This is a genomic window from Bacillus sp. cl96, assembly GCF_900100505.1.
In the GTDB taxonomy this organism is placed as follows: domain Bacteria; phylum Bacillota; class Bacilli; order Bacillales; family Bacillaceae_G; genus Bacillus_A; species Bacillus_A cereus.
Window position 1 is genome coordinate 364,852 of the sequence record NZ_FNDM01000005.1, and the last position, 24,375, is coordinate 389,226.

The window sequence follows — 24,375 nt, forward strand, 5'->3', positions numbered from 1 at the left end:
CATTTACATGTAATCTAAAATACTCGTTTTACTCATCGTACTAACAGCTTTTAATGTCGCTTCGTACGTTGCGTTTATATAAGCTAAATCAGAAATTGCGACCGCTAAATCAACATCCTCAATTTCTTTACGGTTTTCTTGAAGTGCTACATTTTGCTCACTTAAAATTGTTTTAAACGTCTCCATTGTGTTCATTGTTGAACCAACTTCAGTTGTACGGTTAATGATGCCATCTAAGTTTTGCTTATTTTCTTCTAATAACGGTTTTAATGCTTTTTGGTCACCGTTTTGCATCGCTTCACTCATCTGTTTTAACGTTTTTATAACAGGGGATAATAATGCTTCACCGTTACGGAACGCTTTGAATTCATAACCGTCATTTAGTTTCCAGTTCACATCATTTTTTCCACCCTGGTACGTACCATCTTCTGTAAATGGCAGATTTTCTGCACTATCACCACCGAAAATATAACGACCTTGTTCTTTTGTATTCGCTAAATAGACGACCTGTTTTAAAATTTGATCAATCTCTACACCAATAGCCTGCAATTCTTTTTCACTATTTGTACCATTTAACGCTTGTACTGTTAATTGGTCTGCTCTTGTTAAAGATTTCAAAACACCTTGTAAAGTATTTTCAGTTTGTGTTAATACATTTTTCGAATCCGCTATATCTTTCTGCATTTGCTCCATATTTGCCAATGAATGTTGAATCGCAAATGATTTACTTGCTGCAAGTGGATCTTCACTCATAAGAAGGTTTTTCTTCCCTGAGGTTACTTGATTTCGGTGGTATTGCTGTTGCACATTTAAATCCATCAACTGATTCTTTGCCCAGTTTGCATTTTGAAATGTAGATACTCTCATTTCTATCTCCTCCTTAAATATTTCCAATTACCAACTATACATGACTACTCCTTATCTAATAATCGAAAACAAACTATCAAACACTTCATTCATAGTAGTTATAGCTTTAGAATTCGCCACGAAGTATTTTTGGAAGGCCATTAAATTAACCATTTCTTCTTCCATATTTACGCCCTCGATGCTCATCTTTTCTTGCTGGATACCTTCTAATAAATCCTTATGAATATTTTGATATGCATTTACTGAACTTTTATCAGAGGCTACACCAACTAAAAATTGATCTAAGGCTTGCTTATATGTAAGTCCATCCTTATAGCCTTTATCTGTAATAGCCGCAAGGTTGTTGGCAGTTTCAGCCGAAATTTTCATTTTTGAAATATCTTTTATAAAATCAGGATTCAATTCAAGCTTCTTCGCATCTTCTCCTACAAAAAGCTCTTTCTTCATAGTATTATTCACTTGTTTTTTTAACGAATTTACAAACTCATTCAGATTATCTTTATAATTTGTAATCTTTGTTTTCGTATCAATTGCCGATAAAATTGTTCCACCACTTAATAGGATATCTGTTCCAGATATTTGTACAGACATTGGCTTTTTATCCTTCTGTAATTGAAGTGGGTATGTATCTTGACCATTTACAGTTAAAACACCATTCATCCTAACACTTGCAATATTAGGATTTGTAGCTTCATACGATACTTCTATATCTGCATACTTAGACATTTCTGTCATAATACGATCACGTTCATCTAATAGTTGATTTGGTACTTGTGTACCAGCTTGTCCAATTTTCTTGTTCGCTTCTGCTAAACTAGCAGCAAGTCGATTAAATTCATTAACATGCGCTTCAATATCTTCTGTCGTCTGTGCTTCCACTGTATCCAAGTTTTTCGCAAGACGACTTACTTGACTTGTGAACTTCCCCGTTTCAGCAATTAATGTATCGTAGTAATTTGATTGCTCCGGATTTTTTGCAACTTCACGAAAAGCATTGAAAAACCCATCCATTAAACTAGATAATGAATTTTTACCTGTCGTTCCTACCATAGACTCTACTCGCGACAAAGTAGAATTCATATATGCATAGTAAGAGAACTGTGACATTTGATCATTATATTGCTTTGTCTTCACTTCATCTGTAATACGATCAACACCTAACGTTTGTACACCATACCCTATTCTTTGTTCTGGTGCATACCCTTTACTCCCTCCAGCAGATTCGTAATTCACCATTTGACGAACATAACCCGGTGTATGAATATTAGACAAGTTTTGTTTCGTTGTTTGTAACCCCATTTGAGCCGCTAACATGCCCGATAGCGGTGTATTATAATCAGATAATCTCATAAAGCTTCACTTCTCCTTTACAATAGTTCGTTCATAAAGATTTGCGAATTATTGTTTCGCTCTAAATTATATTCAGAAACAGAATCCACAATACTTTCTGTAGTTTTTAATAGTACGTTTAAGTAATATTGATTTTTCAAAAGAATCATTTTTACATTCTCTTCTAATTCAGTTACGTTTTTTTGTAATTCTTTCATTTTTTCAATTTCTTCTTGAGAAAAATACGAAAATAACGCACTTACACGAAACGATTCAACTCCTTGTTCTTTACAGAACTGAACAACCATTTCTTCAAATGAGCTTGATAACCCTTTTAAACCATCAATGTACTGCAATTGCTCTACTTGTAACTTTTGAACTGCATTTACATTTTTATTTTTTAAATTCTCATATATTTGCTCTCCAAGCGCTTGAATATTTTCATACGCTTTTTGTATAATAACAAGCTTTTCATATAATTGTATGTACATATAGCTTCCTTCCTTTTACAAGACTAAATTTACAATTAAGCCATGGATTTCTCCAATTTGATTTAACATTTCTAAATGTCCTGTTTTCGTGTTAATTAAATTCATAACATCTTCTAATTCATTCAATCCCATTTCTGCCTGTTTCACAATCGTCATTTTCTGTGAATATCCGTAACGTGGGTGACGAGACATGACATCTTTATACTGCAATACATTATCAACGTAGAAATTCAAAAATGATTTTACTGTATTTTTGTATTCCATTACATTATCAAGCGTTAATTCCATTTCAATTTTCTCTTTAATTTCTCCAATATTATCGACAAACGCTTCCATTTGTTCTAGTAATTTATCTTTTTTCGGATCTGCATGCAAATTATCCGAAAATGCAAGTCCTGTTCTGACATTTGCTTCTTTCGGCATTTGAGTAGCAGGCGGTATATGCGATAAAATTGGATTATGCGAGATAGAACGTAGCATATATATCACCTATTTATTTTTTTATTTCTTCCTAAACTTAATCGTAAAATCCAGTTATTTATAATTATACTCTGAACAGTAATATTTTGCAGTTATTTTTTATAAAAGATATGTTACAATTTAGCATGAGGTGGCACAATTCTATGAATATTTTCCTTTGTGGTTCAAATCAATTAACAGCATTAGATCAAGAAGAAATTAAAAAATTTTTAACTGACTATGCTCACAAACATAAAATTTACATATTATGTTATAAATCTATTGAAAATGAGGTTCTTCGTTTTTTCGTTGAGAATGAAAGACTCGCTCAAAATTTATGCCTTTACACGCTGCAACCATTGCAAGCAATTACAGATGAATTCCAAGAAGTCGTTGATTACTTAAAAAAACACGGAGCCGAATATGTTGCTTTTGATCATCCTTCTGACTCCATTTACCGATCAGATTATATGTTTTTTGTTAAACAAATTATTGAAGACACTGATTTAGTTCTCTGTTTTTATAATGGGGACAAACATACATCTGTCATCCCTGTCGATGTTGCAAAAGAAGCAGGTATTGATGCTGTCATTTATGATTTACCAGGATTACATGAAAAGCAAATGAAAAAAAGCTTTGAACAAAAAATTCGTATGATGTAAAGGGGGAGGCACAATATCATTATTGTGCCCATTGTAAATATGATAATTGAACAAGATTATGATCATTTTATCGCGAGTTTTAAACAACAATTCAATATGGACATCGCTTCATATAAACAAGATAGAATGCGCCGTAGAATCGATGCTTTCATTTCGAGAAAAGGCTTCGAAAACTACACTAATTTTTTAAACAAATTACGCGCTGATCAAAATTTATTTTTAAATTTTATTGACTATATTACAATTAACGTTTCAGAGTTTTTTAGAAATAAAGAACGATGGCAAACTTTAGAGTCGAAAGCACTACCAAAATTACTCGAACAAAATAGCGGAAAATTAAAGGTATGGAGTGCCGCTTGCGCTGCTGGTGAAGAACCGTATACACTCTCTTTAATTTTATCGAAGCATCTTGCTCCATTTCGTTTTGAAATTCAAGCAACAGATCTTGATTTTCATATTTTAGAAACCGCAAAACGCGGTCAATATACAGAACGTTCTTTAAAGGAATTACCTACTGATTTGAAAGAACGTCATTTCACAAAAGAAAATGATCTATATTCATTGCATCAAAACATTAAACAAAACGTCTCGTTTAAACAACATGACCTTTTAATGCAGTCATTCGATACAAATTATGATTTGATTATTTGTCGCAATGTAATGATATATTTCACAGAAGAAGCAAGAGTAAAACTTTACGAAAAATTTAGTCGTTCTTTACGAAAAGGCGGTGTACTATTTGTTGGTAGTACGGAACAAATTTTAACACCCGAGCGTTACAATCTTCAGCGATTTGATACATTCTTCTACGAAAAAATATAAAAGAGGTCGTCACAATGGAGTGACGACCTTTTTACATAACTCGAATTAAAATAATACCGACAATCCATATAAAGAGAAAAAGAAGCGTCATAGACCATTTATGTTCTTGCATCGTTTGTTTCAATGCCTGTGATAATTGTGTCATGTTCATTTCCGCAAGCGCTCTCCATACACTTACATCCCGATCTTTAGCAATGCGGTCTGTAACACTAATTAAAATTGTTTCGTTAGCCAATTTCGTTATATAAGCAGTAATAACCGTTACCATCAAATTTATATTTCCTTCTGAAGAATCACTTTCCACTCTAGAGATAAGTGCACTCACATCTAGTAACGGAATATGTACTTTTCTACCAAATGATAGTTGTACTTCAGCGAAATCATATGTTCCATCTAACAAAGGAAGTTCTTTTATATGCGCCTGCTTAACAAGCCCTTGTAGGCTTCTAATTACTTGTTCAAATATTTTTTCTGTTTGCTTACCTTCTCCAGATAACGTATGTAACTTTTTAAAAAGTTGTAACACTGTATCCATCTCTTTAGAAAGCATTTCCTTCATAATCTTTCCATCACTTAAACTTGCAAGTAAAATGCCTATTTCATTATTTTTCGAAATAATTTTAGACTGTCCAGTAAACACTAAATTGCTACGCTTTCGTTCTTTCTGGATTTCATGCTCCGAAATAGCTGCAGGCTGTTTTAATGGTTGTAACGCCTTATCTTCAATTGTCGTACGTTTAATCTCCATTTAAGCGCCTCCACTACTATGAAATAATTAGCCCCATTCTTTATTACTCTTTAAAACTAAAAACAGTACGAATAAACCTGACATGATAGTAAACACATCAGAAGCTTGCACTCCCTGTTCACCTTTTTCTTCTTTCTTGTCTTTCGGTTCTTCTTTTTGTTCTTTCTTTTTAGAGGCAACTTGTTTGTTATTTTTCTCTTTTTGGTCCTTCGCCTTATGTACTTCCTTGTTGTCTTCGAACGGCTCTTTTATAACGTAAGTAAATTCCTCTTTCTCTTTCAACGGTTCTTTTATAAACTTATTTACTTTCTCATCTCGCTTCGGAATTTGAACAACTGGCAAATTTTCTTCTGGAACCGGGTTTTTGACTTTGGAATCTTCTTGCTTCTCATTTTCTTTCTTATCTTCTAATTCATTTTCTAGTTTATTATCTAATTTATCTTCTTTCTCTTCTATCTTTTTATCATCTTCATTTTTTGGCGCCAAAACAGAAATGGTATATTCACTTTCCTCAACAAGTTTATTACCTGCTGCATCTATTATCTCTACAAGTAATTCGTATGGCCCAGCCGGCAATGCTTCTGTTATTTCAAATACTTTTTGCCAATCCATATCATGCTTGTTGTAGTCTAATAAAAACGAAAGCTCTTTATTTTCTTTCCCTTTTAATGTAACGCGCACTTCTTTTACAACCGATTCTATATCTGACGCTTTTACTCGTATATGTATAGAATCTCCCTGTTTTCGTTCAACTAAGTTCTCTTTTACTTCATCAATAGTAACTTTCTGTAACTTTGGCAATTCTTTATCTATAGTTGGGGTTTCATTTTTAATACGAATGAGCGGGACTTTCACTTCATTTTTTATGAGCTCTTCTTTCTCATTCTCTTTGTAACTTTGAACGAGCTGAAGATTCCAATCACCTTGCAAATCAAAATCCCCTGCTTTATAGTTAGCAACCCAGCTCTTCGTTTCTTCATCATACTCAAAAGATAACATTCTTTCTTGCGCATATTGCTCCCCATTTTTTTGTAACTGCAATATACCTTTCATACTTTGAATGTTTTTCCCATTTGGTTCTACAGCAATTCGCACCTCTTCGCCAACTTTAAGCTCCGGCTTATTTACTGTAATAATTCCCTGTTCTGTTTCTATCTTTCTTTCACTCAATTGTTTATTTACTACTTCTTGTTGTTCTGCTTCTTTTTGTTTCTCTTCATCTTGTTTCGTTTCCACTTGTTCTGACGATTCTTGAGATTCCTTATTTTCTTCTTGTACATTCACTTCATTTATTTTTTGATCTGACTCAATTTGTTCCTCAGCCTGACTTTGCAAGGGGACGAACAAGCATACATGTATGCATAGCCAACTCATTAGAAAAAACTTTACGTTTTTCATCTACTAGTTCAAACTCCTATTTCAATGCCTTATAGTGATTTCGTCACTTTTACTCCGAAAAATCCATCTACATTTACAAGTTCACCATACGCCACTAATACATCATTTACATAAATACGAATTGGTTCATCAATATCCTCATCTAGCACAACTGCTTCATTTTCTTGTAAACTTAATATATCTTGAATCGTTTTCACTGTACTTCCAAATACAAATTTCACATTCATTTCTACATTTTGTAGAATGGACGTGTCCATATATACTGGTTCCATTTGTTTTACTTCTTTAAATTCAATAGGTTGCACAACTGGTTCTACAATTTTTTCTTCTTCAATTTCTTCTGTGGCAATCTCTTCTTCTTCCACCATTGGATACAGAAGTCGCCTTACCATTTCTTTCGCTTCAGAAATTGGCAAAATTTGATACATTTTCGATTGAAGCAGATCACCAATTTCAAGATTGAACGTAATTTGAACGAGTTCGTCCACTTCCATTGACTCTCCCAAATACTCCATTTCTTCTTTTAACGTTACAAATTTAACATTTGGCGGCGTCATGTCCATTTTTTCTTGGAACATTTCTGACATCGCCGTAGCAGCATGACCCATCATTTGGTTCATAATTTCTTTAATACCGCTCAGTTCTAATTCAGTAAGCTCTTTTTCCGGATCAACTTCCCCTGTTCCCATCATCATTAAATCTACCATTGTTAAGGCGACATCTTTCGTAAATACGAATACATTCTCATTCTTTAGCCCTTCAACAAAGTCGACATTTAAAATAACAAATGGCACTGGTACTCCATCATAATGACGAACATTGATTGCTTCCACATTTGGTGTACTAATTGTAACTGGCTGATTTAAAAGCGTTGACAATACTGTTGAAGCGGAACCAATTGAAATATTTGCAATTTCACCAAGTACATCTTTCTCTTCTTGTGTTAAATGCTCTTTTCCAACTTGTTCTTCTACAATCTCAGTTTCCACTACTTCTGCTGGTTCGACTGTTTCTTCTACTTCACCAGATAATTGCATTAATTTATTTACCATTTGTTTCGCATGATCAACTGAAACAATTTGTACAAGTTTAGAGTTTACAAGATTATCTATCTTTAAATCAAACGACACTTTAACAATCGTATGATTCCCATCGATTTCAGAAATTTTCTCCATTTCTTCTGATAACTTTACAACTTTAATCGTCGGCGGAGACATATCTACTGTATCTTGGAAGAATTCCGACATAGATGTAGCTGCGAATCCCATCATTTGATTCATCGCTTCTTGTACAGCACTTAGCTCTAATTCGCCAAGTTCTTTTCCGTCCTCCACTTCACCTGTTCCCATCATCATTAAATCAGCAATGGATAATGCAACATCTTGCTTAAGGACAAGAAGGTTTTCCATATCTAATCCTTTTGTAAAATGAATGTTTAATACAACATGTGGAACTTCGACATCTCTTGAATCATATAAATCTACCAACTCTATGCGAGGAGCAGTAATGCTTACTTGCCTATTTAAAATTGTTGATAATACAGTCGAAGCTGAACCAAATGATATATTTGCAATTTCGCCAAGAATATCGCATTCTTGAGGCGTTAAATGCTCATTTTCTTTTTCTAGCACAATCGTGCTCGTATCCCCTTTTGTGTGTTGCTCAGGCATTTTCCCTGCCTCCTCATTTCTGTTTTTCTATCAAATAATATAAACTCTTATTTTATTTTAGCAAACTCATTAGTATAAAACGTTACTATGTATCCCATTATTAGATTCGTAGCAATTAGCCAAAAAGCTCCCCAATTGTATACAAGTGGGGAGCTTTCCTTCATTCCTATTATAAACCTTCTGGGTTTAAAATGAGGACCACTCGTCCATCACCGAGAATCGTCGCACCAGAGAAATAGTTAGAACTCTCTGCAAAGAAGTCACCTAATGACTTTAAGACTATTTCTCTTTGACCGATAATTGTGTTTACAATAAGTCCATAGCTGCGATGTGTATTACGAACAATTAACACAGGAACCATTTGACCATCATATGACGCAAACGCCTCATCTACTGTTTTTTCACCAAATACAGTACTTAAATGTTTCACTTCAATAATTTGATTACGATAATTTAACACATCTTTCCCTTGTAAGGATTGGATGTCTTCTCTCTTAATTCGAATTGCTTCAACGATATTCCCAAGAGGTAAAGCATAACGCTTATCATTCGTTTGAACAAGCATAGATTGAATAATAGACAACGTTAATGGAAGTTCAATTCTAAATGTACTTCCCTTTCCTTCCTCAGAATCAATAATTAAATGTCCACCTAAACTATGAATCGTATGTTTTACAACATCTAATCCGACACCGCGTCCAGAAAGATCTGATACAACTTCAGCTGTACTAAATCCTGGTTGGAAAATAAGATCAAACACTTCACGATCTGTTAATCTATTCGCATCCGCTTCAGTTACAACGCCATTTTTAATCGCTTTTTCTAATACTTTCCCTTTATTAATACCGTTTCCATCATCCGTAATTTGAATAACGACATGATTTCCACTATGAAAGGCTTCTAATTTAATCGTACCTGTCTCATTTTTACCTGCATCACGTCGTTTTTCAACAGTTTCAACACCGTGATCGATTGCATTTCGAATTAAATGAACGAGCGGATCACCGATTTCATCAATAACAATTTTATCTACTTCAGTATCTTCACCTGTAATTTGTAAATCGATTTTTTTCCCTAAATCTTTCGCTAACATACGTACCATACGCGGGAAACGATTGAACACAGTTTCAATCGGCACCATACGCATATTTAATAGTACATTTTGAATATCTTTTGAAATATCGCCTAATCGATTTAAATGTTCAATTAGCTCCTTGTTTTGAATCGTTTGAGCCAATTCATCAATGCGCCCACGTTCAATTACACTTTCTTCAAACATATTCATTAATCTTTCGATTTTCTCTAATTGAACACGAATTGAACGATTCTCCACTTTAGCATTTTTCGTTTTTGTAGTACTTTTAGCTGGCATAGCACTTGAAGGTTGATTCGTTGCCTCTATCGGTGATTCTACCTGCGTAGCCACAGCTGGTTGTAGCTTTTCTTCTACTTGCACAACTTCTTGTGTAACGACTTTTTTAGAAGCTACTTCCTTCGATATAGGTTCTCCTTGCTTTACTTCCACTTTCTCAATTTCAGAAACATGAAGTACTACTTGTTTCAATTCTTCTATACTACAATCCGTATCCATAAATACTGTAAATTCAAATCCGAAAGCATCTGCTTCAATTTCTTCAATACTCGGAGCTGTTTTTTGTATATTCCCTACATTTTGCAATGCTTCAATACACATAATGGCACGTACTGCTTTTAAAATCGCTTGCTGTTCAACTGTTATATGCACTTCATGCGAAACTGCATCATCGTTGTCTATATGATTTTGCTCTATATGTTCCGTAGGAGTTTCTACATTGCCGTTCAATAACGCTTCTAATTTCTGTTTAGTTGAGGCTACATCAATATTGCCCATTCCACCTTGTTGCACATCTGCAACCATCTTCTCCAAATTATCAATGCACTCAAAAATCACATCAATAATATCCGCATTTACAACTATATTTCCATGACGAATTTCATCTAACACATTTTCCATCTTATGCGTTAAATCAGCCATCTCCGTAAATTCCATACTCGCAGACATACCTTTGAATGTATGAGCGGAGCGGAATATTTCTCCCACAACATCCATATCAGCAGGATTTTGCTCTAACACTAGCACATTTTCATTTAGCGACTGTAAATGTTCTTCTGACTCTTCGAAAAATATATTTAATAGATCTGTTTGCATTTTTATCCCCTACCTGTCTAACAAACATTTCATTTATGTATAACAATTTAGTGTTTTACAATGAGAAAAAAGGGGGCCACACGTCGATCTGCTATCACTGTTTTGATTCCTTGTGGCACCCCTTCTATATTAACTATTTGCTACTTTTGTTAAAGCTTCAATTACACGATCGGCTTGGAATGGCTTTACAATAAAGTCTTTTGCCCCGCCCTTAATTGCATCTAATACCATACCTTGTTGTCCCATTGCAGAACAAATAACAACCTTTGCACTTGAATCAATTTTAATAATTTCTTTTAATGCTTCAAGCCCGTCCATTTCTGGCATAGTAATATCTAATGTTACAATATCAGGTTGAAGTTCTTTATACTTTTGAATCGCTTCTACCCCATTCTCTGCTTCGCCGATAACTTCAAAGTCAGCATTACTTTTTAATAAGTTTTTAATCATCGTTCGCATAAACATCGCATCGTCTACTACTAAAATTTTATGTGCCATTCTTTTTAATTCTCTCCTTCTATGTATAAATATATCTTAATATTTCACCTTATCATTCTCACTCATTATACAAAATAAAATGATAAAATTTAATATTTTTTTAAAAGAATTTTCGTATTTTTATTATTTTATTATTAAAATAATAATATACTACTCTTTTATATAAATAACAACGCGACGGTTCTTTTCCCAGTTTTGCGGTGAATCATTTGGTACAATTGGCTTTGTGTCTGCATATCCTACCGCAGCTAGCCTTTTATCATCCACATTATACACTTCAATTAAATGGTGAATCATATTTGCCGCTCGTGCTGAAGATAACTCCCAATTAGAAGGGAATTTCTCGTTATGAATAGGTCTACTATCTGTATGTCCCTCTACAACAATTGGGTTAGGTACGGATTGAAAAAATCCAACTAATTGACTTATTATCCCTTTCGCTTCGGGCTTAACGTTTGCATCGCCTGTATCAAATATTAAATTATCTACTATAACGACGCTTACCCCTGTATCCTCCCGATATACATTCACTTGACTAATACCGTTATTATCTACATACGCTTTTAACTTCTTATATAATTCATCCATTCTCTTTTTTGAGATCATTTTTTCATCATTTTTTTCATGTGAAATATCTGGTATTGTATTTTCCATTACTTTTGCATCTACTTGCCCCGTATCACTAAACTTTTCAAGCATCTTTGACAATTTTACTGCATCTTGCTTTGATGTAGCAACTAGTAATACAAAGAAAGTTAATAATAACATCGTTAAATCTGTAAAAGTCGTCATCCAACGAGGCGATCCCTTTTGCGGTCCTTTACTCATCATACCACTCCTTGAAATATTAGGCTGCTCCTTTTACCTTTTTTACCTTTGTTTCGTATACGTATGTATCCAGTTTCAACTTTAATTTAGAAGGGATTTGTCCACGATACAATTCTGAAATTGCTTCTATTACAAACTTCTTCTCTGTATATAAATCTTCAATACCACGATATACTTTTTCCGCAAGAGGGATTGCAATCATATTCGCAAGTACAGACCCATATAATGTCGTTAACATCGCAACTGCCATCCCTGTACCAATTTGCGATGTATCTTGTAAGTTTTGGAGCATAATGATAAGACCAATTAAAGTCCCTATCATGCCCCAAGCTGGAGCAAAATCACCAATTTTATCTAATAATGCTGCTCCTTTTCTTAACTCATACACTTCCGTTTCAATATCTTTCAATAACACTTCTTTTAATTCATCTTCATCGTAACCGCTTAACATTAATCGAATTCCTTTTTGAATAAAAGGATTATCCACTTGCTCTCCATCTACCTCTAAAGAAAGCAAGCCGTGCTTTTTAGACTTTTTCGAAAAATCAACAAACAAATCCGTTAACTGTTCTAAATCTTCTTCTCTTCTATGTAAAACAGTAAAAATGCTTTTCGTATATTTTTTTATTTCTCCAAATCGATATGCCACAACAATTGTCGCTGTTGTTCCCCCTATGACAATTAAAATAGATGAAACATCTAAAAAGTTTTTGAAAGCTTTTATTCCACCGCCGCCAAGCATAATTGCCGCTATCACTATAATGAAACCTACTATAATGCCCACTGGGCTAGAAATATCAAACTTCCTTTTTCTTCTTTGTGGTCTAGCTAATACTTGATTTTTCTCTCCCATATTTCTGCCCTTTCCTTTCCATTTTTATATAACATTTTTTTATTTTAATAATACGTTTTCACATATAACATGTATTATACGCTCATCATCTGTTTATCGCAATATACTCATGAAATTGACACATTTCATTTCTATATTAGAATTATGGTATGAATAAGTGAGGAGGATCACGATGGAACACAACATTTTACAAGTCATTGCATTAGCAGAAAAACTAAAATATGAAATGCGACATAGCTGGCTTTCCAACGGACGTCAAGAAAGTGTTGCCGAACATACATGGCGCATGTCTCTAATGGCCATTTTAGTTGAACCTTATTTGGATCAAAAAGTAAATATTGAGAAATTACTTAAAATGGTTATTATTCACGATCTAGTCGAAGCCGAAGCTGGTGATATCCCTGCATTTGATACAATGAATAGTCATGACTTACAGCTACAAAAACAAAAAAATGAACTAGAAGCTATTTTAAATATTAAACAAACATTAACAGGTTCTCTCGGTGAGGAATTATATGACTTATGGATGGAGTTTGAAGCGAAAGAAACGTACGAAGCAAAAGTTGCTAATGCACTCGATAAACTTGAGGTGAAAATCCAGCATAACGAAGCTGATATTGATACGTGGCTACCAATTGAACATAAAATGACATTCCAAGTAGCAAAGCATACAAACTTTGATTCTTTCCTATCTAAATTACAAAAAATCATTGAACAAGATGGAGAAAAGAAGTTAATTGCTGCCGGCATTGATGTTGAAGCATGCAAGCAATAATGAAATAAGACACTCAACAAGAGTGTCTTATTTCATTATTGTTGATATAGCCTGCTTATAAATAAGCTGTTGTTTTCCATCCACTAAGATTAAAACTGTAAATTTATCCACTCCAACAACTTCTCCTATTATTCTAACGCCACTCTTTAAGAAAATTGTAACTGTACCTTTTTCTTCTTTTATTTGTTTATACAATTCTTCCTGTAAATGTTCCAATTACTGTCCTCTCCTTTCTGTGAAACATCTTAATATAAAAAACTATAAATTTTTTATTTATGCACTTTGTCTTTTATGTTCATAAACTTATTAATAAGTATATCTAAATCACGACTAAATAACAAAACTTTATCATGATCCAATCCGTGTCTCGCAACAAGTTGAATTAACTCTTTCTTTTTGTTTTCTATTTTATTTTTTAATTGTCCCATCTCCATCTCTATACTAAAACTCCCTTTTCCCATAATATTACTTGTAAAATTATAGTACATATTCTCTCATAAAAAAATAAGAAAATGGTTTTTTTTACAATTTTTTATTTTTTATGCCTAAATTATGAATTACGTAAAGGTTTATTTACAAATCACTAACATGCAATCCTAATGAATCTACAGGCATTTGTCTAATTATAAATGAGACTGGCTCGTTTTCTATACAAAAAACATACTGTATATAGTAGTCCATGAACCATATAGATTAACTTACTAAAAAGGAGGAAAACATATGAGTTATGGTGGAAGTTGCGCTGGTTTCGGCGGTGGATTTGCTTTGCTTATCGTACTATTCATCCTTCTAATCATCATCGGATGTAGCTGTTGGGGTGGCGGCGGATACGGATATTAATATATCCTATCCTTGAAAAATGAACTAAAAACTATAAAAAAACAGCTCAAATATGAGCTGTTTTTTTTCATACTTTCGTATGAATTTATATCCCTCTTATTTGCGATTTCAACTAACAAAATATCGTTTAATATGGAGGAAGAAACATTTTACTAAGGAGGATTACAATGATTAAAGGTCTTTACGAAGCACAATTACCTGTTGGACTTCCTACAGAGGAGAAAGTGCATGTAAGCGAATGGAAAAAACAAGTTCAAGCATCATCAATACATAAGGATTAATCTATTTATGTCAGTTTCTTATTCCACACTTCTTAAAACAAATAAAAACTTCAATAAACTATTTTATGGGCAAACATTAAGTGTACTTGGGGATTGGTTCCATACGGTAGCTTTATTAACATTTGTCTACAGCATAACGGAATCGCCGTTTATGATCGCACTTACTTTTATAAGTAAAAGTTTACCACAGCTTCTTCTTAGTCCATTCATAGGCGGAATTGTAGATCGTTTCTCTAAAAAGAATATTATGATTTTTACCGATATTACACGGGGAATTCTAGTCCTTACATACTTACTCGCAGGCTATAAAATTGAGATTATTTTCATTGCTAATATATGTTTATCTTTACTTTCTTGTTTATTTGAACCGGCTAAACAAGCAACCCTAAAAAATATCGTACACCAAAACCATTTCGTAACTGCTAACTCTCTTTCTAGTACAATTACTGGTTTTATGTCTATTATAGGTGCTTCTTTGGGCGGGATACTTACACAATCTTTACATATTGAGTTCGCTTTTTTAGTAAATAGCCTATCATACTTTATTTCAGCCTATTTTATTTATAACATGAGTATTCCTGCTCATGATACTTGTAACAAGAACAAAGCATTTTTCACTGATATAAAAGGTGGTTATACATACATATTACAAACAAAAATCATTTTAACATTAATTCTTGTCGGCATTTCATGGGGCATTATTGGAGGCGCTTATCAACTACTTCTAACGATCTATGCCGAAAAAATTTTCCATACGAACATTGGGATTTTATATACGGTTCAAGGGGCTGGGCTTATGATAGGAAGCCTTCTCGTTAATCTTTATATATCCCATAATAAAGAAAAAATGAAAAAAGTATTCGGTTGGGCCTACTTATTACAAGGAATTTTCTTTCTCGGATTCATTCTATCCGATCAACTTATTATCGGTATCATTACTTTATTCTGTATGCGTATAGCAGGAGGAATCATCGTTCCACTTGATACGACATTACTTCAAACTTACACACACGAAAATATGATAGGTAAAGTTTTTTCATTCCATTATTCTATTTACGGATCTCTTATTCAGTTATCGATGTTTTTTACAGGAGGGCTGTTAGAAATTCTTTCTCCTCAAATGATTGGCAGTTTATTAGCTACATGCTGTATTTTTGTAAGTTTTATATGGCTGTTCTTGTTTTATCGCGGGGATCTCAGTGAATAATTTAATGATAACCAATACATTTTGATTCCATTCATTATTTGTTTCCCCATAATAAAATTGTTTCAAAATGTAAGTCGGATTTTTTAGTTAAAGAGCCTTATATGGCAATACTATTTGAGAAAAAACTAGATATTTATGTTAAAATACAAATGAGTTTGTGAAATATTGCACTTAAATAATAGACTTTAACTAGTTAAACTTGATTAAATAGGAGGGCTGTTTTGAGTATCACATTCATTTTCGTATGTATTATATTAGTGGCTTCTATTCTGCAAGCAAGTACAGGTTTTGGCTTTTCCATAATGGCAACCCCTTTCTTACTTATGTTATTTCTACCACAAGAAGCTATACAAATAAACATTATTTTATCTTTAATTATTTCCATTTCACTCATTTGGAAAATAAGAATGGACGTTGATTTTGTTCTACTGAAAAGGTTTATTTTTGGAAGTATAGTTGGTGTTCCTTTTGGCATTTTAATTTTCATTTCCGTTAACATAAACACTTTTAAATTAGCAGTTAGCATCCTACTCTTACTATTAACATTGTTGCTAATATGCAACGTTAAGGTTAGATCAACACAATCTAGAGATTTCATAGTTGGTGGATTATCTGGTTTTTTAACGACAAGTATCGGTATGCCCGGTCCACCCCTGTTACTTTATTTTACAGGGACTGATACTGAAAAAGAGAAGTCAAGAGCAACTACATTAGCTTTTTATTTGTTTATATATTTCATTAGCCTAGTAACTCAAATACTCTTTACTGGCACAAACAAAACCATTTGGGAATCAAGTTTTTATGCCATTCCAATTGTATTTTTAGGTTTGTTTATAGGTCAAATTATTTTTAAATGGCTTAATCAACGGATTTTTAAAATATTTACGTACATTCTTTTAAGTTGTACAGGGGGTTATCTTCTTATTGAAAGTTTGAACTTGTTATAGAAGATGCTTTAGATTGTGCCATAACAGATATGTTCAAACAAAATTATTGCTGTATTTTCCGGCAGGGTATTCCATATCAAACCTTAAATAACTTTATTGACAGTTTACAATTAGCAATAATCTTTCTTTCATAAGATAAACATTTCAAATCAAATACTAAATAAAACGATAAAAAGCGGCTATTATGCTGCTTTTACTTACTATTGGCATTTCATTCTCATTTTCTATCACTTTTGTAAAAAATTATTAATTTTTATTTCTATGTATATGATAACAAACAAAATACCTAAGTTCAGAAAGAATAAACAACTTTCTGGCCTTAGGTATTTCTCCTTCCCAAAAAGACAAACCTATATCACAGGTTTGCCTCTTTACTCACTTCTTATTTAATCCTTTTTCACTTAAGAACTCTTTCATATGCATTCTTTTTTCTTTAGACATAAATGAACTCATTGATTCCGTCCATGTTACGTTTTTTTGATTTGATGATCTTTCTTTATAATACGCGCTCATCGTTTCGTCGTATTCGTTTAATAATTCATCATATTTCTTTTCATCATATCCATTTTCATGAAGGATAGCTGTTACTGGTAAACGTGGTTTCACTCCATGATCTTCATCTGGTACACCGACTGTCATTCCGAATACAGGATATACTTTATCTGGTAAATGAAGCAATTCACTCACTTCTCTTGGGTTATTACGAATACCACCAATGTAACAAATACCGTATCCTAACGATTCTGCTGCTAGCGCTAAGTTTTGCGCAAAAAGTGAAGCATCTACTGTCGCAACGATAAAATCTTCTACTCCTTCATGCTTTATCTCGGTACCATGTTTTTCACATGCCATTTCAAGTCGTTTTAAATCTGCACAACAAACAAAGAATGCTGCACAGTCTTTCACGTGACGATTTCCGGATAGCTCTGCTAGTTTAATCTTTAGGTCTTGATCTGTTACATATATAACAGAATAAGCCTGTACAAAATGCGAGGACGCAGCATGCTGCGCAGCTTGCACCATTCTTTCTACTACATCTTTCGGAATAGGTTCTTCTTTATATTTACGAACTGAAACGTGTTGCTCCATTTTATGTATCATCTCATTCATGAAAATCACTCCTTTTTCTCTTCCTAATGAAAAATTAACATATCTTTTTCAATATTCACAACTTATAAGCACAAAAAGAGCAATTCTTTTTGAATTGCTCTTTTTAAAACGTTTATTAATACGGTAAATGAAATTATACCGACAGATTTACATCATATTATTTCTTATCTTATTACGCCGTTTTCAAAACTTTAATACCTTTTACGATATTCCAAATGAAGTAGTAAATTCCTACAAGAATGAACACTGCATATGTGATCATCATTCCAATTCCAGCACCGTCAGATTGATTGAATCCTAAACCGAATATTCCTGATATCGCTAATCCTCCGAATAAAATTGCGTACGGGAAAATATGTGACCAAAATGCTTTTTTCGCGTGGTATTTCACTTCATCTTCCGCAACGAAGTACACGATAATTGGTAGTAAAAATGGTGCAAAAAAGATACTAAAGTAACATAGTGAAGATAGTATATTATTTCCTTTCATCCGACTCACCTCTAAATAGTTTTTGTTATCTTCATTATGTCAGGAATCCATTCTAGAAACTATCGCTTTACCTTTCATTAAGATGACATGTTTGTAAGATTTCCCTCAAAAAATCCCACCTGGACTTTCAGACGGGATTTTTTTCTCTATATTCGATTCATAAACCAGTACTGTGTGATTGCTAAATATTCTCGTACATTCGATGGAATGATGATTGGTTTCGGTGTTTTTGCCGGAAGACCTTCTAATTGTAAACCTTGTTTTGCCGCTATTTTTTTCGCTCTAAACATGTGGAAATCGTTTGTTACGATCATTCCTTTTTTCATATTGTCCGGAATTAAAGGTTTTGAGAATTTAATATTTTCATCAGTACTCGTTGACTTATCTTCCATTATAATGCGGTCTTCTGCAATTTTTAATTTCATTAATTCATTTTTCATTGCTAATGCTTCTGAAATATCTTCCCCTTTTCCTTTCCCTCCAGATACAATAGCGATTGCTTTCTCATGTGATTTCAAATACTCAGCTGCTTTATCAATACGATATTGCAATGAGTACGATGGTTTCGTTCCGTTTACTTTCGAGCCCAATACAATTATATAATCAGCTTCATAGGTCGCATTCATTTGCCCATGCTTATAAATGTTATATTGTAAAAATCCCACATAAACGGCGCAAACCATTATAATTCCTATCATATACTTAATTATTTTTTTCTTTTTCATATCCATATACTCCTATGTTCTTTGCTTCTTTCATGATAATATCCATTTATTTGTTTGTATACAGACAAATTCCAATTCAACCTAATTTATCCTCTAGAAAGTAATATTTATATTTCTTTCGGGAACAGTAAGTACAACTTTGCACGAAGGAGTGTCTCTATTGCTTCTCTTTTTATGTAACGTATCGTTCTTTTTTATTTTATTTTTACTATCACTTAAGATGCTCGGTAAATCAGCTTTAGCACAACTAACTCCTCATGATTTTGGTGCTATTATCTTTTTATCTTATTTAGCTTTTCAGGCCATACCAGTCTCTGGTGCTTTGCAAGCATTTCTCGGTATGGTTATTATCACATGTTTACATTTACTCCTTACAAAATTAAGCCTATTCAACAAACTAAATCGTTTTATTCTCGGACACCCTATCATTTTAATTAAACATGGTGATATTATTTTTGAGAACTTACAAAAAAGTAGATACCCCATTGCAGAACTGCTTTCTAATCTTCGCGTTGCAGGATATCCAAGTGTTCATGAAATTGAATACGCTATTTTAGAAGCGAACGGCGCTATTAGTATTTTACCAAAAAGAGAACTTGTACCATTAACTCCAAAAGATTTAAACATAGAAGTTAAGTATGCTGGATTACCAATTGCACTTATCGTCGATTCACAAATTCAATATGATAACTTAAAGTTAATACATAAAGATGAAAAATGGTTATATAAAGAATTAAAGGAAAAAGGAATTACAAATATTAAAAACGTTGCCTTTGCTTCTGTTCAAGAAACGGATGGATCTTTTGCGATTAGTTTAAAGGAATAAAAAAATCCCCTTAATTGCTTAAGGGGATTTTTTTCATCATATCGCTTCTTTCTCTCCTGCCATATTTAATGGAACAGGATGTTTCATACGATTCATCGTAAATACGATAATCGCTGTCATTACTTCTGCAACTGGCATAACGAGCCAAATTCCGTTTATCCCAAATAATTTCGGCATAATCCATAACAATGGAATAATAAATAGTAATCCTCGGCTCATTATAATAAGTACTGATTTCTTCGTTTGTCGCACTGATTGGAAATACTCTCCATACACAATGTTATAACCTAAAAATACGTATTGGATAAAGAATAAGCTAATACCTGTTAAGGTTAACTCCAATAATTCTGGAGATTGAACATCAAATAAACCAATGATATATTTCCCGAAGAATAATCCGACAATTATCGCAATGCCTCCGAGGACAACTGCAATTTTCACAGCAAACTTCAATCCTTCACGAAGTCTCTCTGATAAATTTGCCCCATAATGGAAACTAGCAATTGGCTGTAATGCTGCTCCAACACCAAAGAATAATAGTAATGTCATTGCATGAATACTATTCACCATCGCATAGGAAGCTACTCCTACTTCTCCTGCATATTGGACGAATGCGATATTAAAACCAATCGTTACGATTGCAACCGTACTTTCTGCTGTAAAACTTGGGAAACCAATCACCATAATTTGTTTGACAGTATCCCATTCAAAATGGAATTTCGTCCACTTTAAAATACTACTTTTTCTAAAGAAATGAGTTAATAATACAAGGAAACCAATCGCTGCCGAAAGAATAGTCGCTGAAGCAGCACCTGTTACGCCCCATCCAAAGATAAAAATAAAGATATAGTCAAACACTATATTTAATACAGCTGTTACAACAAGACCAGCCATTGCTAAATTAGGATTTCCATCATTTCGTATGAATGTACTTAAAATATTTTCTAAAACGTATATCATTCCAAATGTTAATAATACGTGTAAATAGTCTAACGCATATGGTAGAATCACTTCATTTGCACCAAATAAGTATGCTAAATCTTCTATTCTCCATAAGCAAATAGCCGCTAAAACACCTACGATAACAACTGCTACCGTCATGGATTGAGTAAAAATAGACCTTGCTCTCTCTCGTTTATTTTCACCTAATGCAATGGAGTATAACGTTGCCCCGCCCATTCCGATCCATAATGAAATAGAGAAGAAAATCGAAAATGCTGGAATAGCCACGTTCACTCCTGCTAAACCGTTCGCCCCAACTCCTCTACTAATCATGACCGCGTCAATTACAATATTCACTGACATTAATACCATTCCAAGAACGGCTGGTATTAAATAAGAAATAAATAAGCTTTTTATCGGTTTTTCTCTTAATTTTTCTGTTGCTTCCATACTCTAATATGCTCCTTTTTTTCAACTCTCTTTTCTTAGTTTAAACCTTCAAGTAACTTGAAGGTCAAGAGAGAATTAAAAAAACAGGTAACTGACTTATATTAATGAATGTAAATTTGTAATCCATTCAAAGGTGTTCATCTTATTTTTTTACTACAGGAATTTGAATTTCTGTTACTTGCTCCTCTGGATTTTCTGTTACAGACCAATCAATCAATCCAATCTCAATCGAATCTCCATGTACTTCGTAACCTGCTTTATCAATGTATGTAAGTAACTCCTTGTACGTTGCATCTGTTTCTTCATACGGTCCATGATGATAAGAGCAAGCATATAAACCTTCTTTAATTTCATCTGAAGTATGCACTTCATACGGCATATAATCCAAAAGAATAAATACACTGCTATATGCTTGAAACTCATTTTGCATTAATCCTTTTTTCGCAACAGTTACACCAATATCTCCAGAAAATAAACTATCATCCATTTGCCTCATATTTTTTTGTAACGAATGAATGTAGTACTCAAACATATCATCCGTCGTATTTGGAGCAACCGCAATTGCTGTAATTTTTCGCTGCGGAATCTCTTTAATTACCATTTGTTCAGCTTTTGCTTTTGTTGCTTTCTTAATTAAATGAATTCTATGCTCCATTTTCGCCAAAGCATACTCAATTTCTCTTTGTTTCTTCAGCATCATCTCTTGTTGTTTTTCCAGTAAATTGAGTGCGTATGCTGGATTTCTTTCATCAATATATTTCTTAATTTCCTTTAACGGAATATTTAACTGGCGTAAAAATTTAATCGTATCTAACAGTGAAAATTGATCGATTGTATAATAACGATAATTCGTTTGAGGATCCACAATGGACGGATGAAAAATTCCTTTTTCATCATAATACCTTAATGTAGATTCTGCGATATTATGCATTTTCGCCATTTCTCCAATTGTAAAACGTTTATTTAATAACATCTTTTATTTCCTTCCATTTCTATTTATTTCATTATATGTTCATTTTCTCTTCAAAACAAAAAAGAATTCCCATACGAGAATTCTTTTTTACTATTAAACCTCTATTATTATAGGAAGAATCATCGGCTTTCGTTTTGTATTTGTATATATATACTTCCCTAATGCTTCTCTTACCTCCCTTTTCAAAATACCCCAGCTATTCACATTCTCTTTCTTTAAATTATTAATCGTAATAACAGCTAATTTATTTAATTCTCTTAGAAATTCTTCTGAATCACGGACATAGACAAATCCACGAGAAATAATATCTGGACCTGAAATTATTTCTCCATCCACTTTATTAAAAGTAATAACTATAACGAGCATTCCATCTTCTGAAAGTTGTTTACGATCACGTAATAATGCATTTCCAACATCTCCAATTCCTAATCCATCTACATATATATTTCCTGCCTGTATCCTTCTAGATTGAATTGCCACTTCATTACTTATATCTACAACATCTCCATTACGTACAATAAAGATATTTTCCTTTTCAATACCAATTGATTCTGCTAACAAACTATGGTGGTGTAGCATTCTAAACTCTCCATGAATTGGAATAAAATATTTTGGCTTCATTAATGTAAGCATTAACTTCAACTCTTCTTGATATGCATGACCGGATACATGCACTCCAGTAGAACTACCTGATCCGTAAATCACCTTTGCTCCTAATGCAAATAAATTATCGATAATTCGAGAAACGTTACGTTCATTTCCTGGGATAGGGGTTGCGGCTAAAATAACCGTATCTTCTGGTAAAATATCCACTTGTCTATAGTTTCCACTAGCTAAACGCGCTAAAGCTGCCATTGGTTCTCCTTGACTTCCTGTACAAAGTATTGCAACCTGCTTTGGATCTAAACGATTTACCTCATTTGCTTCAATCAACATACCTTCTGGAATATGTAAATAACCTTTCTCTAGAGCAACCTCTACTACATTTACCATACTTCTCCCTAGCAAAGCTAGTTTTCGATTTGTTTTTATACATGCTTCAACTATTTGCTGAACACGATTCACATTAGAAGCAAACGTAGAAATAATTACTTTTCTATTTGCTTTCATAAATATTTCCTCTATCCGTTCTCCTACTGACCTTTCTGATGGAGTAAAACCTGGACGTTCTGCATTTGTGCTTTCAGATAATAAAGCTAGTACACCTTCACTTCCTATTTTAGCCATTTTATGAATATCAGGATGTTGATTATTTACTGGTGTTAAATCAAATTTAAAATCACCTGTATGTACTACAGTACCTTCTGGTGTATGAAAAACAATACCGAGACAATCCGGAATACTGTGGTTCGTTTTAAAAAAAGTTGCCTTAATAGAACCACAATCAATTTCTGATTCTGAATGAATAACGATTAATTCCGTATCATTTTGAAGATTGTGTTCCTTTAATTTAATTTCAATTAAACCTAACGTTAACTTTGTTGCATAGATTGGTACATTTAGTTGTTTTAAAAAATATGGTATTCCGCCAATATGGTCCTCATGCCCGTGCGTTACTATTAAACCGCGAATTTTTTCTTTATTTTCTTGCAAATATGTGACGTCTGGAATTATTAAATCAATCCCTAATAAACTTTCATCTGGAAATTTAGATCCACAATCAATGACGACAATATCATTTTCATATTGGATAGCATACATATTTTTTCCTATTTCATTTACTCCACCTAAAGCAACAATAGACAAGTTATTTTTTAATGCCTTCAAATTATAAATCCTCCCTTTCACAGTTATAGTTCGTGAAATAGTATGTAGAATTTATTATTTGTAATGGAAAAGGACTTCATACTATTTTATACATATAAAATTCACACACTACTCTTACACCTATATCCCAATAAGACAGCTTCTTCCTCAAAAAGCTCCCATTTTTTCATTGATTTTTTATAAAATCTATTATATATTAATTACAGGTTCAAATTACGAGTTCAAAAGA

The 24,375-nt window shown here is 33.2% G+C and carries 26 protein-coding genes; 7 read left to right on the plus strand and 19 right to left on the minus strand.

Annotated features, from left to right (window positions below; all coding sequences use genetic code 11):
• Positions 1–3: 3 nt before the first annotated feature.
• The 4 genes from BLT20_RS14450 to BLT20_RS14465 are packed head-to-tail and all read right to left on the minus strand — an operon-like array spanning position 4 to position 3,167.
• Complete coding sequence (locus tag BLT20_RS14450; protein WP_001266408.1) at positions 4–867, minus strand: flagellar hook-associated protein 3; 864 nt, start codon at positions 865–867, stop codon at positions 4–6.
• A gap of 51 nt (positions 868–918) precedes the next feature.
• The gene (gene flgK, locus BLT20_RS14455; protein WP_001239696.1) at positions 919–2,217 is read right to left on the minus strand and encodes a flagellar hook-associated protein FlgK; all 1,299 of its coding nucleotides are present in this window, start codon (positions 2,215–2,217) and stop codon (positions 919–921) included.
• A gap of 17 nt (positions 2,218–2,234) precedes the next feature.
• Positions 2,235–2,687, minus strand: coding sequence for a hypothetical protein (locus BLT20_RS14460; protein WP_000275879.1), 453 nt, complete (start codon positions 2,685–2,687; stop codon positions 2,235–2,237).
• Between the two features lie 15 nt (positions 2,688–2,702).
• Entirely contained in the window at positions 2,703–3,167 is a 465-nt protein-coding gene (locus BLT20_RS14465; RefSeq protein WP_000946323.1) for a YaaR family protein, read from the minus strand.
• Positions 3,168–3,310: 143 nt separating this feature from the next.
• Here BLT20_RS14465 and BLT20_RS14470 point away from each other — a divergent pair, with 143 nt between their 5' ends.
• Positions 3,311–3,808 carry a flagellar motor switch protein FliG gene (locus BLT20_RS14470; protein WP_001020110.1) on the plus strand — a complete coding sequence of 166 codons (498 nt, stop codon included), beginning with the start codon at positions 3,311–3,313 and terminating at the stop codon, positions 3,806–3,808.
• A gap of 39 nt (positions 3,809–3,847) precedes the next feature.
• Entirely contained in the window at positions 3,848–4,630 is a 783-nt protein-coding gene (gene cheR, locus BLT20_RS14475) for a protein-glutamate O-methyltransferase CheR (protein ID WP_000582879.1), read from the plus strand.
• Between the two features lie 31 nt (positions 4,631–4,661).
• On the opposite strand, the gene BLT20_RS14480 is transcribed toward cheR, so the two are convergent.
• The 7 genes from BLT20_RS14480 to BLT20_RS14510 all read right to left on the minus strand — a co-directional run bounded on the left by BLT20_RS14480 (position 4,662) and on the right by BLT20_RS14510 (position 12,813).
• Positions 4,662–5,378 (minus strand): hypothetical protein, encoded by a 717-nt coding sequence (locus BLT20_RS14480; RefSeq protein WP_000403949.1) that lies wholly within the window; start codon positions 5,376–5,378, stop codon positions 4,662–4,664.
• Positions 5,379–5,405: 27 nt separating this feature from the next.
• Complete coding sequence (locus tag BLT20_RS14485) at positions 5,406–6,776, minus strand: hypothetical protein (protein ID WP_000800088.1); 1,371 nt, start codon at positions 6,774–6,776, stop codon at positions 5,406–5,408.
• A 29-nt stretch (positions 6,777–6,805) separates the two neighbouring features.
• A complete protein-coding gene (locus BLT20_RS14490) occupies positions 6,806–8,446 on the minus strand; it encodes a flagellar motor switch protein (RefSeq protein ID WP_001115004.1) in 1,641 nt (546 codons plus the stop codon).
• Positions 8,447–8,615: 169 nt separating this feature from the next.
• Positions 8,616–10,634 (minus strand): chemotaxis protein CheA, encoded by a 2,019-nt coding sequence (locus BLT20_RS14495; protein ID WP_001192608.1) that lies wholly within the window; start codon positions 10,632–10,634, stop codon positions 8,616–8,618.
• Between the two features lie 129 nt (positions 10,635–10,763).
• Positions 10,764–11,132 carry a response regulator gene (locus BLT20_RS14500; protein ID WP_000940565.1) on the minus strand — a complete coding sequence of 123 codons (369 nt, stop codon included), beginning with the start codon at positions 11,130–11,132 and terminating at the stop codon, positions 10,764–10,766.
• A gap of 150 nt (positions 11,133–11,282) precedes the next feature.
• Complete coding sequence (locus BLT20_RS14505; protein WP_000033627.1) at positions 11,283–11,960, minus strand: OmpA family protein; 678 nt, start codon at positions 11,958–11,960, stop codon at positions 11,283–11,285.
• 19 nt (positions 11,961–11,979) lie between these two features.
• Positions 11,980–12,813 carry a flagellar motor protein MotP gene (locus BLT20_RS14510; protein WP_000504191.1) on the minus strand — a complete coding sequence of 278 codons (834 nt, stop codon included), beginning with the start codon at positions 12,811–12,813 and terminating at the stop codon, positions 11,980–11,982.
• A 172-nt stretch (positions 12,814–12,985) separates the two neighbouring features.
• Here BLT20_RS14510 and BLT20_RS14515 point away from each other — a divergent pair, with 172 nt between their 5' ends.
• Entirely contained in the window at positions 12,986–13,588 is a 603-nt protein-coding gene (locus tag BLT20_RS14515; RefSeq protein ID WP_000400752.1) for an HD domain-containing protein, read from the plus strand.
• Positions 13,589–13,615: 27 nt separating this feature from the next.
• Here BLT20_RS14515 and hfq read toward each other — a convergent pair whose 3' ends face one another.
• Both hfq and BLT20_RS14525 read right to left on the minus strand, forming a co-directional pair.
• Positions 13,616–13,804, minus strand: a complete 189-nt coding sequence (hfq, locus tag BLT20_RS14520) for an RNA chaperone Hfq (RefSeq protein WP_000400664.1) — start codon at positions 13,802–13,804, stop codon at positions 13,616–13,618.
• Between the two features lie 53 nt (positions 13,805–13,857).
• A complete protein-coding gene (locus tag BLT20_RS14525) occupies positions 13,858–14,076 on the minus strand; it encodes an aspartyl-phosphate phosphatase Spo0E family protein (protein ID WP_000291688.1) in 219 nt (72 codons plus the stop codon).
• Positions 14,077–14,308: 232 nt separating this feature from the next.
• On the opposite strand from BLT20_RS14525, the gene BLT20_RS14530 reads away from it, so the two are divergent.
• From BLT20_RS14530 to BLT20_RS14540, 3 genes are all read left to right on the plus strand, one after another.
• Complete coding sequence (locus BLT20_RS14530; protein WP_000120179.1) at positions 14,309–14,428, plus strand: YjcZ family sporulation protein; 120 nt, start codon at positions 14,309–14,311, stop codon at positions 14,426–14,428.
• A gap of 288 nt (positions 14,429–14,716) precedes the next feature.
• Positions 14,717–15,916: an MFS transporter gene (locus BLT20_RS14535; protein ID WP_000117058.1), complete on the plus strand. Its 1,200-nt coding sequence runs from the start codon at positions 14,717–14,719 to the stop codon at positions 15,914–15,916.
• Between the two features lie 221 nt (positions 15,917–16,137).
• Complete coding sequence (locus tag BLT20_RS14540; protein ID WP_000028732.1) at positions 16,138–16,863, plus strand: sulfite exporter TauE/SafE family protein; 726 nt, start codon at positions 16,138–16,140, stop codon at positions 16,861–16,863.
• A gap of 375 nt (positions 16,864–17,238) precedes the next feature.
• On the opposite strand, the gene nfsA is transcribed toward BLT20_RS14540, so the two are convergent.
• The 3 genes from nfsA to BLT20_RS14555 all read right to left on the minus strand — a co-directional run bounded on the left by nfsA (position 17,239) and on the right by BLT20_RS14555 (position 19,188).
• Positions 17,239–17,973, minus strand: a complete 735-nt coding sequence (gene nfsA, locus BLT20_RS14545) for an oxygen-insensitive NADPH nitroreductase (RefSeq protein WP_001004527.1) — start codon at positions 17,971–17,973, stop codon at positions 17,239–17,241.
• Between the two features lie 172 nt (positions 17,974–18,145).
• On the minus strand, positions 18,146–18,463 hold the full coding sequence (locus tag BLT20_RS14550; protein WP_000678038.1) for a magnetosome magnetite crystal formation protein family: 318 nt from the start codon (positions 18,461–18,463) through the stop codon (positions 18,146–18,148).
• A 146-nt stretch (positions 18,464–18,609) separates the two neighbouring features.
• Entirely contained in the window at positions 18,610–19,188 is a 579-nt protein-coding gene (locus BLT20_RS14555; protein ID WP_000727397.1) for a YdcF family protein, read from the minus strand.
• Between the two features lie 160 nt (positions 19,189–19,348).
• Between BLT20_RS14555 and BLT20_RS14560 the strand changes: the two genes are divergently transcribed.
• A complete protein-coding gene (locus BLT20_RS14560) occupies positions 19,349–20,014 on the plus strand; it encodes a DUF421 domain-containing protein (RefSeq protein ID WP_000923928.1) in 666 nt (221 codons plus the stop codon).
• 36 nt (positions 20,015–20,050) lie between these two features.
• Here BLT20_RS14560 and BLT20_RS14565 read toward each other — a convergent pair whose 3' ends face one another.
• The 3 genes from BLT20_RS14565 to BLT20_RS14575 form a co-directional block, all read right to left on the minus strand.
• Entirely contained in the window at positions 20,051–21,406 is a 1,356-nt protein-coding gene (locus tag BLT20_RS14565; protein WP_000388399.1) for an MATE family efflux transporter, read from the minus strand.
• Positions 21,407–21,548: 142 nt separating this feature from the next.
• Positions 21,549–22,379, minus strand: a complete 831-nt coding sequence (locus BLT20_RS14570) for a MerR family transcriptional regulator (RefSeq protein ID WP_000925934.1) — start codon at positions 22,377–22,379, stop codon at positions 21,549–21,551.
• A 93-nt stretch (positions 22,380–22,472) separates the two neighbouring features.
• Positions 22,473–24,146 (minus strand): ribonuclease J, encoded by a 1,674-nt coding sequence (locus BLT20_RS14575; RefSeq protein WP_073340057.1) that lies wholly within the window; start codon positions 24,144–24,146, stop codon positions 22,473–22,475.
• Positions 24,147–24,375: the final 229 nt, after the last annotated feature.